The following is a 14452-nucleotide window of genomic DNA, read 5'->3' as shown; positions in this document are numbered from 1 at the left end:
TTCAACTATGAGGAAAAAAATAAATATTCTGGTAACTGGCGGTTGCGGTTTTATCGGGAGTAATTTTATCAGGTATATGCTTGATAAATATCCTGGATACCGGATCATAAACCTGGACAAATTGACCTATGCGGGTAATCCGGATAACCTGAAAGATATTGAACAAAAATCGAACTATTCATTCGTTCATGGTGATATCTGTAACAAGGTTGTAGTGGATGAACTTATGGAACAGGTTGACCAGGTAATTCATTTTGCCGCCGAGAGCCATGTTGACCGCTCGATAGAGGACAGTTCAGCTTTTGTAACAACAAATGTAATGGGCACATTCGTCCTTCTTGATAGTGCATTAAAACATGCTATCAATAAATTCATTCATGTTTCTACTGATGAGGTGTACGGCAGCACGGTTGAAGGGTCATTCAAAGAGACTTCCCTGCTCCTGCCTTCCAGCCCGTATTCGTCGAGCAAAGCTGGTTCTGACCTGCTGGCCCGATCATATTTTATCACACATGGATTGCCTGTGATCATTACCCGGTGTACCAATAATTTTGGTCCGTATCAATATCCTGAAAAACTTATCCCCCTGTTCATCACCAATCTCCTGGAAGACAAAAAGGTCCCTGTGTACGGGACCGGACAGAATGTGAGGGATTGGATATATGTAATGGACCATTGTAAGGGCATTGATTTTATTTTGCATAATGGAACTGCCGGTGATATCTATAATATCGGCGGCGGGAATGAGTTATCAAATATCGATATCACAAAAAGGATACTGAATAGACTTGGGAAAGATGAATCTATGATCGAGTATGTTGAAGACCGTCCCGGACATGATTTTAGATATTCGCTTGATTGTTCAAAGTTAAGGGCGCTTGGTTGGGTACCCGAGTATAATTTTGATAATGCAATTGAGAATACTGTTGACTGGTATGTGAAAAACACCTGGTGGTGGGAAAAATTAAAACACTGATACTGGGTGCGGGCGGTATGCTGGGCTCGGACCTGTGCACAGTGTTCCCTGACGCGGTAAAATTAACGCATAGTGACCTTGATATTACTGACCGGGAACAGGTTAATGCATCCATCACGAAGCACCATCCTGCTGTAGTGATCAATGCTGCAGCCTACACAGCAGTGGATGATTGTGAGGATAACCAGGAACTGGCCTTTGATGTCAATGGTCATGCCCCCGGGTATATTGCACATTGTTGTGCCAGGATAGGAGCAAGACTGGTGCATTACAGTACCGATTATGTATTTGACGGTTCCAAAAAGGAATACCGGGAATCAGACCCCACTGCTCCTATCAATGTGTATGGCAGATCAAAGCTCATGGGTGAAGAAAATATTATCAGGAACATGGAAGAATACCAGATAATACGTACTTCATGGCTCTTTGGGATACATGGCAGAAATTTTGTTGAGACCATGGTAAAACTGTCTGGTGAGATGGATGCGGTCAAAGTAGTAAATGACCAGTTCGGTAAACCGACATATACCGCTGACCTGGCCAGAAAAACAAAAGACATTGTTGGAAATGTCCCTGGCATCTACCACATCACGAATGAGGGAGTATGTTCATGGTTCGAATTTGCAGAAGCGATTGTTGATAATGTAATTCCCTGTTCCAGCGATGAATTTATACGAAAAGCTCAGCGTCCAAAATATTCTATTCTGGTAAATACAAGAACAAGTCCAATGCGGCACTGGAAAGATGCGCTGGCAGAATATCTAGAATTAAGAAAACATGGAGGTCATGTAACATGAAAGGAATAATTCTTGCAGGTGGTACCGGTTCCCGATTGTTTCCTTTAACCAAGGTCACAAATAAGCATTTATTACCGGTGTATGACAAACCTATGATATATTACCCGCTGCAGACACTGGTCGATGCAGGTATTGAGGATATTATGATTGTTTCGGGCCGGGGGCATGCCGGGCATTTCCTCGAACTGCTGGGCTCTGGCGCAGAGTTCGGTGTCAAACTAACATATGAGATACAGGAAGAAGCCGGTGGTATCGCGCAGGCCCTGGGTCTTGCTGAGGACTTTGCTGATGATGAATCGGTAGCGGTTATTTTGGGGGATAATATTTTCCAGGATACTGTCAGGAGTACAGTTGATGGTTTTTCAACAGGCGCCAGGATATTCTTAAAGGAAGTGACGGATGCTAACAGGTTCGGGGTGGCTGAGGTCAGTGGTGATAGAATTTTGTCTATTGAAGAAAAACCTGATGTACCAAAGTCGAATCTGGCGGTTACTGGATTATACTTTTATGACCCGAAGGTTTTCAATCTGATATATGATCTGAATCCATCCGGAAGGGGTGAACTTGAGATAACAGATGTGAACAATTCCTATATCCACATGGGTGAAATGAGTTATTCCATCCTTTCAGGATTCTGGAGCGATGCAGGAACATTTGACTCGTTGATCCATGCAGGTGAACTGGTACGAGATTTTCGAAAACGGAGTATATGAACACCTATGTACTTATTTGAATATCAAGAATTAATAAAAAACCTGGTCATAAGCGACCTTAAGATTAAATATTCAAATTCAGTTCTGGGATTTGCATGGTCGATACTGAACCCCCTCCTTATGATGCTTGTTCTGTTTTTTGTTTTCGGTAATGTTTTTCAGAACCAGGATAATTTTATTGGTTATTTGCTTACTGGCCTACTAGCATGGCGTTTTTTTTCCATGGGAACTACATTTGCTATGAACTCTATCGTAAGTAAATCAAACCTGGTGACTAAAATCTATATTAGAAGAGAAATTCTTACAATAAGTGTAGTAATCTCAAGTTTAATAAGTTCCCTCATTGAATTTTTAGTGCTTATACCATTATTAATTATTCTGGGGATGGGCCTATCAGGCACATTCCTTCTATTTCCATTTATCCATCTCATTTTTTTTATTATTATCTATGGAACCGGATTGATACTTGCGTCATTGTTTGTCTATTATAGAGATATGAACCAAATATGGGAACTTATTCTTCAGGTTGGCTTTTTTCTTTCACCAATATTTTATCCAATTTCTTATATACCTAACAAGTATCTTTTCTATTATAATCTGAATCCTATTACACTATTAATTAAAATGTACAGAGCAATAATTCTGGATGGAGCATTGCCAAAAATGTCTGATATGATCTATGTATTCATGATCGGATTAGTAGTGCTATTCATGGGAACAATATTATTTAAAAAATTATCTAAAAGGTTCGCAGAAGTAATATGAATATCATTTGTTTTTCTGATATTTGCTGGGATTTCATCTGGCAAAGACATCAACAACTATTGACCAGATTTCCTTTATCATGGAATATCTTATTTATCGAGCCAATTTCTATTAAAAAAATTCTGAAAAATCCAAGCAGGATTCAGCCTAGAAAATTAAAGAATATTGTGATTTTTCCTTTACCAAGATTATCTCTTTTCGAAAAACATTCATTTCTCAGAAAGATCAATGATTTTGTTTCTTTATTGATTATTAGATCCAGCATCTCTATTTTCAAGGTGTCTGAACCGATTTTACTTTTTTATGAGCCCAGATATTCAAGTCTCATCGGACATTTTAATGAAAAATTGATAATATATGATTTCATTGATAACAGGTTGGGTTTTACTGAAGTTCCCCGATGGATGAAATATTATATTGAATTGCTCATGAAAAAATCAGATGTCGTGACTACCTCATCCAAAAATTTGTATGAAAATGCGCTGTCAAATGGTGCAAAGAAAGTATTTTTGGTCAGAAATGCTGTAGATATTGACCATTTTCAAAATCAAAAACATAATATTCCTTTTGATATAAAACTGTTACAAAAACCCATTATTGGCTATGTTGGTGCGCTTTATGAATGGTTTGATTTCGAGTTGATAGAAAAGATTGCATTAAAATTTGTCGCGTCTTCCATTTTGCTTATAGGACCTGTTCATCCTGAACAATTAAGTAATATATCTGCATTAAAAAAATATGAGAATATTCATGTTATTGGGGCCAGATCATATAATGATCTGCCAAATTATATCAGTCAATTTGATGTAGCAATCATACCCTTTAAAGTAAATGATCTGACGAATTATGTTAATCCGGTCAAACTATATGAATATCTTGCATCTGATAAAACTGTCGTTAGTACTTCACTTCCAGATATTTTTGAATATGAAGATATCGTATACATAGCCCAAGACCATGACACATTTATTCGTGCCATAGAAAAGGCATTAAATAATAACAAAAAAAGGAATTATGTTGATTTTCTTATTAACAATACATGGGATAAAAGAGCTGAAACAATGATAGACATTATAATTAAGTATTCAAAAGGGGATCCATGAGATTAGCTATAATTCTAGGAACCCGCCCTGAAATTATTAAAATGGCTCCTATAATTACGGAACTTCAAAAACGTAATGAGGATTTTTTCCAAATTCACACTGGACAGCATTATTCCTATGAGATGGATAGGATATTTTTCGAAGAACTGGAACTCCCGCAACCAGAATTCAACCTGGATGTCGGTTCAGGGACTCATGGTACGCAGACAGGAAAGATGCTGGAAGGAATTGAAGCGGTCCTTCAAAAAGAAATGCCTGATATCGTCCTTGTTCAGGGTGATACAAATACTGTTATGGCAGGCGCCCTGGCTTCAGTAAAATTGGGAATCAAGGTAGGTCATGTTGAAGCTGGACTTCGAAGTTTTGATAGGTCGATGCCTGAAGAAATTAATCGAATCATTGCAGATCATATTTCGGATTACCTTTTTGCACCTACCGAAGGGAGCAAAAAAAATCTATTGAAAGAAGGGATTCCGGACGAAAAAATTTTTGTGACAGGAAATACGGTTGTAGATGCAGTTTACAAGAATCTTGAACTGTCTAATCGAAAAATGGATGTTATGAATATCCTTGACCTTGCTAAGAAAGACTATATTCTTGTAACCATCCATAGACAGGAAAATGTAGACAAAAAAGATAGATTTCAAGGAATTCTTCAGGGTCTCGCTGAAATATCCTCTCGGAATAAAGTTACTATTGTTTACCCAATTCATCCAAGAACAAAAAAAATGATCGGCATGTTACATCTTCAGGATGAACTCAACAAGATTAATAATCTTATTATGTGCGAACCATTTGGTTATCTAGAATTTTTACAATTAGAAAAGAATGCCAAACTCATAGCGACGGATTCAGGCGGTATCCAGGAAGAAGCATGTATCTTAGGTGTACCCTGTATAACTTTAAGGGATAACACAGAACGTCCTGAAACGATCGAAACTGGTGCGAATTTGCTTGCAGGAATTGAACCATTGAGCATTGCAAAGGCAGCGAATGAGATGATGGTCAAAAGAACTTCTTGGAAAAATCCATTCGGGGACGGGAATAGCAGTGATAGAATATTGAATATTATTATGAAAAGCAAAAAATTACACCACGGTGAAGTTAAGGCAATTAAATGATTTCAAATATCTAATTTGAATTGACTGACATGGCATATTTTTGTCTGGTTACCATTTAATATCGAAAAATATAAATGAATAATTATATTATAGACTTCCTTCCAAAAGAAGAATCAATACCAACAATAATTATTCCACAATAGGTGATAGGAAATCTTATTACTCATCTATTCCCTTGGATTATATGTAAGTCAATGTATATAATAGGAAAAATTAACATGTTCATAGAGATTTGGAAAAAAATTAAACCCTATTTGCCTAAAAAGGCTATTTATATTATACAATTCTTCCACCGAAAATACATTAAAATGTATGTTTGGTATGTCGGTTTACATGACCATCGCTACATAGAACATAATGGTTTAAATCGTTTACCTTCGGCATCTTTAAGATACCGGGTCCATGGTTCACCTGATGTTGATACTTTTTTCCTTTTTGGCAAAATATGCAGCCAAGATATCGAAACTACACTTTCAAAAATCAATCGAAGCGTGGATTCATATCAACACGTTTTAGATTTTGGCTGTGGGTGTGGGCGTACATTAATGTGGTTTGAAGATAAATCGAAATCAACACATTTCTATGGAACGGATATTGACTCTGATGCAATCTCTTGGTGCAAGAATAATCTCGATTTTGCTACGTTTAATGTTAATAAGGCATTGCCACCTTTAGAATATCCTTCTGATTTCTTTGATCTTATTTATGCGATTTCAGTTTTTACCCACCTTAACGAGGACAATCAATTTCATTGGCTGAGAGAGCTTGATCGGATTATCAAACCTGGTGGTATCTTGATATTAACTCTTCATGGTAGATATTACTGGGAGAAGAATCTTGATATCAATAATGTTGCAAAGATGGAAAATGAAGGATTTGTTTTTATTACTGACAATACATTTAATGGAATATTTCCTGAATGGTACCAAACGGCATATCACAACGAAAAATATGTTCTTGAAAATTATGCACAATTTTTCGAGATATTAGATTATAATCCTAGAATTACAGGTCAAGATATTGTCACCCTCCAAAAACCTAACTGACATATAAAGGATTATTTGGCCCAACTTAGGGATACTTATTCATGCACGTCGATTTATCAAAAATATAATTTATTATCTTATGATGCAATTCATATCTCATCTATCAAGCTCCAGTATATTGAAAAAATGAAAACAAATAACTCTGATTTCGAAAGGAGAGAATTCCTTGATTTATGGATGCGTTGAAAAAATCTCTATCTAAAATCAATTACCGAAATTTCCGAAAATTAAAGAACAAATGTTATAGTATAGCACTAACAACAATAATTAATTCAAAATCAACAATGAACTGAAATTAACACATCCAATATTTGATTTTTGGAGTTAATCCAGACCGTATCGGTTTATTGTTTTTTCGCTCAAATATGTCCCAACATCAAAAAACCAAACAACGAGAAGAACAGGCTGTCATAGTCCAGAATATCTCAAAACGATTCCGCATCCCCCATGAGAAGAAGTCAACGGTAAAGGAGAACATCATTGGTTCTATTAAGGGAAAGCGTGGTTACGATGAGTTCCAGGCGCTTCAGAACATAAGCTTTACTATTAAACAGGGAGAATCCATAGGCATCATAGGTGAGAACGGTTCTGGAAAAAGCACCTTATTGAAGATATTAGCAGGGGTTCTCTCCCCTGATGTAGGAAATGTTACCATAAATGGAAAGGTTGCACCTTTCCTGGAACTGGGAGTAGGCTTCCAGAGTGAACTTTCAGCAAAAGAGAACGTATATCTTTACGGAAGCATCCTCGGTATGACAAAAAAAGAAATGGATGAAAAATATGATGAGATTCTTGAATTTTCAGAACTCGAAAAATTCGAAAACGTGAAAATTAAAAACTTTTCTTCTGGAATGTATGCGCGCCTTGCTTTTGCAACTGCGGTGGCCACAGAGCCAGACATCCTGCTACTGGATGAGGTACTGGCTGTAGGGGATGAGAAGTTCCAGATGAAGTGCAAGGAAAAAATGCATGAATTTAGGAAATCTGGTGTCACAATCGTTCTTGTATCTCATTCTCTCAGCACTATTCAAGATATATGCGATAAAGCAATATTACTGGAACATGGAACCCTTAAAACAAGTGGTAATGTGTGGGAGGTAGGATCAAAATATATTCAATCCCTGGGGATTCAAACATTAAATATGCCTGTCTTGAATGCACCGGTTTTTTCAATGATTGAAGATACAAAGATTGCTTTGAATTGGAAAATAAATAATCCATTAGAGCTTATGGATGGTATTGATTTAAGGATAAGAGATATCACAGATAGTGAAGAAGGTAAATTATATGTCTTCAAATTACCAAAAAACGCGGATACATTTGAGATACCAACAAGTGGAATAGTACATGATAATGAAAGATTGATCTTGGAAAGAGGTAAGACGTATAGATGGTCTGTTGTGGCAAGACCAGCTCAAATTTCTAAATATGCGAATTCATTAGGTGATATGAGAATATTTTCGATTAAATTAAATGTTATACACGGAATAGAGGATTGAAATGAAAAAAGTGATTAACTCAATTTTTTTTTATGTAGGCCTGACCTGAAATGAAGAAAATGTATGCTGCCATTATAAGCATTATAGATAAAATCAATAAGAATTATTTAGATATTAAAGTCAAAATAATGCTTACTAAATTTAAACGTATTGGGAGATACGTTGAGATTACCGGAGATAGTGTTTTTATGGAACCTCATACAATAGAGATTGGTAACTATGTACATATCGGTCCGGGAGCTCTATTTTGGGGCACTGGTGGTGTGATAATAGACGATTATGTGATAATTGGGCCAAAAGTTGCAATAATATCTGCCAACCATAATTATGAAAATGCAGAATCAATACCTTACGATGGGGTAGTAATTTTAAAAAAAATCCGGATATGTTCACATACCTGGATAGGTGGGTTTGTCAAAATTGTACCAGGTGTTACAATCAATGAGGGTGCAGTGGTGGCTATGGGGTCTGTTGTTACAAAGGATGTACCAAAATGCGCTGTTGTTGGTGGTAATCCTGCAAGAATTCTTAAATATCGGAATATTGAAGAATATGAAAAATTGAAACGTGATGAAAGATTTTATTTGAAACTTAAAAATGAAGGTAGAATAAATCTAAAATTAGTATATTAGACAATCATTATTTTACAGAGAAATCATAATGAAAATAGCATTAATTGGATGGTACGGAAAGAAGAATGCGGGTGATGAAGCTCTCAGATGTGTGTTAGAGTATTTTTTTTCCGAATATGAAATCAAAATATTTGATATTCAATTCTTAAATGAAGAAATATTGAAGACATTTCAAGAAATGGATTATATTATTCTCGGAGGCGGAGGAGTATTCAATTTTGGCCCTCCGGCTCCGTTTAATAATTATACTGAATGGTTTGACAAAATAAATGCTAAAATTCTTATTTTAGGTGTTGGTGTCACATGCCCCATTTATGGACCAAATGAGCAAAATAACTTAAAGCTGTTGTTAGAGCATTCCCTTAAAGTAAGTGTAAGGGATTATGTCTCAAAATTTGAATTTGAACGTATTTTACCAACAAAAGATATTTACTTAATACCCGACATGGCGGTATTACTACATGACATTCCCATGGAATTCAACATCGGTGAAGGGATTCATATCGGGATATGTCTGCGACAAAGATGGTGGAGAAACATTGAAGACGCAGCAAAAGAAATTGCACACACGTTAGATTCGGCATTTGAAACATTTGGTGCAAAATTTGTTTTTATTCCGTTATCAACTCATGAAGGCATCGAAGATGACGCAATAATTCATGACATGATTATTTCAAGCCTAAAACATAATTGTTACATAAATATTCAAAATGAATTGTCACCTGGTGAAATAAAATACCTTTTGTCTAAAATGGATATTGTTATCGGGATGAGACTCCATTCTCTGATATTTGCTGCAACAAATGGCATACCTGTTATCGGGATTAATTATTTTACAAAAGTTCGAAGATTTATGGAGTCAATCGGACAAGAAAAGTTTACGGTGGATTTGGGAGAAATTCAGCGTGATATTCTATTGGATAAAATTGAAGAGGTACTTCACAATAAGCAAGAGATTGAAACAGAAATTTCAGAAAGTATTAAACAAATGAAACAAGATTTATTGGGCTATTTCTCAGTAATTAAACAAGAAATTGAGGAAAAAAGATTCACGAAAATACAAAATCAAGCGCATATTTTAACCAATGAATCTCAAATTATTGATACATATAAAGATATAATTTCAGAGAAACCATATCATATCGGAGCATACATTCAACTTGGGATGGAATATGATAAGAAAGATGAAGCCTCCAAAGCATTTGAAATGTATAATAAAGCTATTTTATTGGAAGAGAATAATTTAATAGTCCATTATCTCTTGGCGCGGTTATATTATACAGATGGGGATTTTTCTAACGCTGTTTTAGAGGTGCAAAAACTAATCGACCTAAAAGATGGCGTACATTATGTGCTGAGCATCGGATATGAAGAGAGTCACCAATCAGTCTTGAAATTCAATAACTTGGTATCTGAAATAAATACTAAAGATGCAGAAATAGCAACGCTACAATCCAACAACATTGAACTCCAAAAGACCCTCCAATCGATTTATCAATCAATAACATGGCGTATGGTGATGAAATTTAATGGCGTTATTGAGAGGCTCTTACTTCCGGGATCCAGAAGGTGGAAAGTGTATATGTCGTTACTGCTCGCGATTAGAAAGATTGGTGGTAACCATCCCGACCATCCTTCTGAACAAGAATCAACTTCAGATAACTATAAATTTATTAATATTCCTCCAAGACTTGAAAATAAAATAGATATATTCTGTTTTCCTATTATCAATTGGGATTTTCGATTTCAAAGACCACAACAGCTTTTATTGAAATTTGCAAATGATGGCCATAGGGTTTTTTATCTGACTATAGAATCAGTGCCATTGGATGAAATCTTTAAAGTCAGAAAAATTGCCGACCATATATTTGAACTACGGTTAGATATTTCATCAAATTTTAATATTTACAATGATGTCCTGAGTGACAGACAATTAGAAAGCCTTATTGATTCAATAAATATGGTAATACATACTTTCGAGATAAAAGCCATGAGTCTCATCGCCTTTCCATCGTGGACTCCTTTAGCATTAAGATTAAAAGAACTCTATGGATGGAAAATAGTCTATGATTGTATGGATGAACACACAGGATTTTCAAATATCAATAGGAATAGGGTTAAAGAAGAAGAAAAATTATTTGCTGAAAGCGATTTATTGGTTGTTTCTTCAATGCATCTCAATAAAAAATCTAAAAAATATAGAAATGAAAAAACGATTTTAGTTCCTAATGCCGGTGATTTTCAGTATTTTTCAAAATTGATACCTAACAATCTATTACAGGATATGAAAAAACCCATAATAGGCTATTACGGGGCAATTGCAGAATGGTTTGATAATGAAATAATTGAATATATTGCACAGAAAAGAAACGATTGGAATTTTGTACTTATTGGGCGAACTTTTGGTTCGGATAATAACATATTAAATAGACTTTCAAATGTCCATTTTCTAGGTGAAAAACCCTATACAGACCTTACACAATATTTGTATTGGTTTGATGTTTGTATAATTCCTTTTAAATTGAATCCGCTTATTGAAGCAACGCATCCTGTTAAGTTTTATGAATATTTAAGTACGGGAAAACCAGTAGTGTCAACAGAATTACCTGAATTGTTACCCTATAGTGATTTATGCTATATTGCAAAAGATAAGGAAGATTTCATGACAAAAATCGACATTGCATTGCAAGAAAATGATTCCGTTATGGAAAAAAAACGGATACAATTTGCAGAAAATAATACATGGGATTCAAGATATGAACTACTAAAATCGAACATTGATAAAATATTATAAAAGGATGAATACTCAAATATTTATTCGAATTAACACGGCATCATAACATTCAGAACTTAAACACAACGATATAGGAGGTTTACATGAATTACAATCCACTCGTTTCCATAATAATCGTTACATGGAATGGAAAAAAATATCTCCGTGAATGTATTTCATCGTTGCTGGACCAAACTTACACACATTTTGAAATAATCATGGTAGATAATGCATCCACGGATGGTTCAGTAGAATTGGTCAAAGAAAACTTTCCAATTGTCCGAATTATTGAAAATGATGATAATCAAGGTTTTGCAGGGGGTACAAATATCGGCATCAATAATGCTAATGGAGAATTATTGGCCTTATTTAATCAAGATGCGGTTGCAAAGAAAGATTGGTTGGTAAAATTGATAGAGGAAATAGAATTAAACGAAAATATCGCTGCTGTCGCAGGGAAAGTATATTTCTATAATGACACCTATGGAAAAAACGCAGTCTCAAGTACATGGTCAAAAATTGATCCATATACCGGATGTGCCTATAATTTCACGGGAGATGAAACGGCCAATAAAGTAGATTATCTCACCGGTTGTGCAATGCTTGTGAAAAAGGAAATTATTGATGAAATCGGATTGTTGGATACAGGATATTTCATGTATTTCGATGAAACTGATTGGTGTGCAAGAATGATACGTGCAGGATATGACCTCATGTATGTTCCATCTGCAATAGTAAAACATGTAGTATCTGCATCTCTTGGCGAAGGCGATTGGAAATTATATTATATGGAACGCAGCAGAATTCGATTTGTTTTAAAGAATTTTGACTTTACATACATTCCGATTTTTGTATTCTTTTTATTTATCAGTACTGGCCTTAAATTCCTTAAAAACGTGAGAAAACTTAATTTTAGAGAAACCAGATTACGAATAAAAGCAATCAGTTGGAATATGGTTAATTTACGAAAAACACTTAAAGAACGGCAAAAAGATCAAAGTAGATTAAATAAATGCATTTCATATAATAATTCATTACCTTTGCGGAAATATAAGATAAGACTGCTTGAGCAATATTTATTCTGACAGGAATAATAGAATGAACTAGAAATGTCGAAAGATAATAAACAAACTGTAATAATGAGAAACTGGTAATGAGATTCAAAAATGTTTTTTATAGATCTTTAAAGCGAGTATTCACTAGATTTACCAGACGGACAAAAAATGTGAACCATTTTAATATAAATAATTTTAAACAAATCTCCATTGAATCATGTAATATATGTAACTTGAATTGCCCTTATTGTCCTACAGGCATGAGATTGAAGCTCAAAGATACACCAAAAGGAATGATGAAATTAGAATCATTGAAAGATATCTCTGAAAAATCATTCCAAGAATATTGTGGAAATATTGGGTTATATAACTGGGGTGAACCATTCCTCAATCCAGAACTTCCAGAAATAGTCAAATATTTAAAAGAGACGACAAAAACAACATTAATAATCAATTCAAATTTTTCGTTTACTGATGATACACGACTGAAAGAAGTATTAAAGCATCTAAATCGAGATGTAATTATTATTTCATGTGATGGTTTTTCACAAGGTATATGTGAAATGTATCGGAAAAATGTTGATTTTGATAATGTAATGCATAATATTCAGTTAATAATAAAAAATAGACCACCATATACTACAGTAATGTGGCAATACCTGGAATTCCCATGGTCGTTGGATGAAATACAAGCCGCACGAAATTTTTGTGACAAACATAATATAATTTTTTATTCGGCTACGGGTGGAATTACACCGGATTACCCAATGTTTCCGACCCCTGTGACAAAAAATCCAGATAAGATGAAGTGTGAATTTTTCTATGACACAATAGTTATAAACTTCGATGGCGAAGTGTTCCCCTGTTGCTCTTACTATGGTCCAAATAAATACAGTCTTGGTAATGCAATAAATAATAGTCTTGAAGAAATTTTCACTAAATATAAAGGCAAAGATATGGTGAATTACCTTTCAAATAAAACTGAAGGTAATGATGAATTATTCTGCAAGCACTGCATAGAAAGAAATTCGAAAGAACTAGATTTATGGAAAATAGAAGCTGATACCTAAAAATGACGTGAAAAATTATGGTTCCAAAATTTTCTGGAACCATACTCACTTTTTGTTGGCTTACTAGACCCACAACCTCATTCGTGATGTCATAACACTGGTTTCAGCTCTTGAGGCCCTATTATCCGGTAAAAAGGTACCATCTGGATAGCCACCGACAACACCTTTTTCCTTTACAGTCATGACATACGGATAGGACCAATGAGTTGAAGGAACATCGATGAAATCAACACCTATACCACTAAAACTCCATCCCCTTGCCCTGGATACCATCACTGAGATCTCAGCTCTTGAAACCAGATTATCCGGTAAAAAGGTACCATCTGGATAGCCACCTACAATCCCATTCTGCTTTGCAGCCATGATATATTGATAAGCCCAATGAGTTGGGGGAACGTCGCTGAAATCAGTAAGTCCACCGGTATATGTCAGATTCATAGCCCTGACAATGAAAGTTGCAGTTTCAGCTCTGCTAATCTGGTTATCTGGTTTGAATGTCCCATCTGGATAACCTGATGTAACGCCATTGTCATATAGGTACATTACATATACATAGCCCCAAAAAACGCAGCCCACATCTGAAAAGTTATCGCGGCATACATCCAATGTAATATTCTTGATATTAATTCCCGTGGTGGAGTTAATGCTTGTGATATTGGGAGCATAATCTGGATGGGTTGTTAACATAAAATACGATCCTACTGGAACATTGTTTATGGTATAGTCTCCATTAACGTCGGTAGTGCCATTATATTGTGGATATGCTGTAAGTTTGACAAGTGCACCCTCGATCGGATCCCCACTCGCAGTCACAACAACATCCGCAGCCGCATTACCCGTCAATACCGTAGCTAATACTGATACCACCGCCAGAATCAGCGCAATTCGTTTATACAAATTTG

At 35.3% G+C, this 14452-nt stretch carries 13 protein-coding genes; 12 read left to right on the top strand and 1 reads right to left on the bottom strand.

Features of this window, described 5'->3' with window-relative positions:
• Positions 1 to 19: 19 nt before the first annotated feature.
• The 12 genes from rfbB to K0A89_09210 all read left to right on the top strand — a co-directional run bounded on the left by rfbB (position 20) and on the right by K0A89_09210 (position 13550).
• Positions 20 to 976: a dTDP-glucose 4,6-dehydratase gene (gene rfbB, locus K0A89_09265; GenBank protein ID MBW6518673.1), complete on the top strand. Its 957-nt coding sequence runs from the start codon at positions 20 to 22 to the stop codon at positions 974 to 976.
• A complete protein-coding gene (rfbD, locus tag K0A89_09260) occupies positions 949 to 1773 on the top strand; it encodes a dTDP-4-dehydrorhamnose reductase (protein ID MBW6518672.1) in 825 nt (274 codons plus the stop codon). The genes rfbB and rfbD overlap by 28 nt, the downstream gene beginning before the upstream one ends.
• Positions 1770 to 2486 carry an NTP transferase domain-containing protein gene (locus K0A89_09255; GenBank protein MBW6518671.1) on the top strand — a complete coding sequence of 239 codons (717 nt, stop codon included), beginning with the start codon at positions 1770 to 1772 and terminating at the stop codon, positions 2484 to 2486. Before rfbD ends, K0A89_09255 begins: the two co-directional genes overlap by 4 nt.
• Before the next feature lie 6 nt (positions 2487 to 2492).
• Complete coding sequence (locus K0A89_09250; protein MBW6518670.1) at positions 2493 to 3251, top strand: ABC transporter permease; 759 nt, start codon at positions 2493 to 2495, stop codon at positions 3249 to 3251.
• Positions 3252 to 3529: 278 nt separating this feature from the next.
• Positions 3530 to 4354 carry a glycosyltransferase gene (locus K0A89_09245; protein ID MBW6518669.1) on the top strand — a complete coding sequence of 275 codons (825 nt, stop codon included), beginning with the start codon at positions 3530 to 3532 and terminating at the stop codon, positions 4352 to 4354.
• Complete coding sequence (gene wecB / locus K0A89_09240; protein MBW6518668.1) at positions 4351 to 5475, top strand: UDP-N-acetylglucosamine 2-epimerase (non-hydrolyzing); 1125 nt, start codon at positions 4351 to 4353, stop codon at positions 5473 to 5475. Before K0A89_09245 ends, wecB begins: the two co-directional genes overlap by 4 nt.
• 218 nt (positions 5476 to 5693) lie before the next feature.
• Positions 5694 to 6521 carry a class I SAM-dependent methyltransferase gene (locus K0A89_09235; protein ID MBW6518667.1) on the top strand — a complete coding sequence of 276 codons (828 nt, stop codon included), beginning with the start codon at positions 5694 to 5696 and terminating at the stop codon, positions 6519 to 6521.
• 365 nt (positions 6522 to 6886) lie between these two features.
• Positions 6887 to 8020, top strand: coding sequence for an ABC transporter ATP-binding protein (locus tag K0A89_09230; GenBank protein ID MBW6518666.1), 1134 nt, complete (start codon positions 6887 to 6889; stop codon positions 8018 to 8020).
• Positions 8021 to 8070: 50 nt separating this feature from the next.
• Positions 8071 to 8652 carry an acyltransferase gene (locus K0A89_09225; GenBank protein MBW6518665.1) on the top strand — a complete coding sequence of 194 codons (582 nt, stop codon included), beginning with the start codon at positions 8071 to 8073 and terminating at the stop codon, positions 8650 to 8652.
• A gap of 28 nt (positions 8653 to 8680) precedes the next feature.
• Positions 8681 to 11446 carry a polysaccharide pyruvyl transferase family protein gene (locus tag K0A89_09220; protein MBW6518664.1) on the top strand — a complete coding sequence of 922 codons (2766 nt, stop codon included), beginning with the start codon at positions 8681 to 8683 and terminating at the stop codon, positions 11444 to 11446.
• Between the two features lie 83 nt (positions 11447 to 11529).
• Positions 11530 to 12510, top strand: coding sequence for a glycosyltransferase family 2 protein (locus K0A89_09215; protein ID MBW6518663.1), 981 nt, complete (start codon positions 11530 to 11532; stop codon positions 12508 to 12510).
• A 68-nt stretch (positions 12511 to 12578) separates the two neighbouring features.
• A complete protein-coding gene (locus K0A89_09210) occupies positions 12579 to 13550 on the top strand; it encodes a radical SAM protein (GenBank protein ID MBW6518662.1) in 972 nt (323 codons plus the stop codon).
• A 63-nt stretch (positions 13551 to 13613) separates the two neighbouring features.
• Here the strand turns inward: K0A89_09210 and K0A89_09205 are convergent.
• The coding region (locus K0A89_09205; GenBank protein MBW6518661.1) for an S-layer homology domain-containing protein at positions 13614 to 14452 on the bottom strand (839 nt) is incomplete at its 5' end.

It is taken from the genome of ANME-2 cluster archaeon (genome assembly GCA_019429385.1).
Classification (GTDB): Archaea; Halobacteriota; Methanosarcinia; order Methanosarcinales; family Methanocomedenaceae; genus Methanocomedens_B.
Note: the sequence above shows the minus strand (reverse complement) of the source record. Positions and strands in the feature narration are given on the sequence as shown.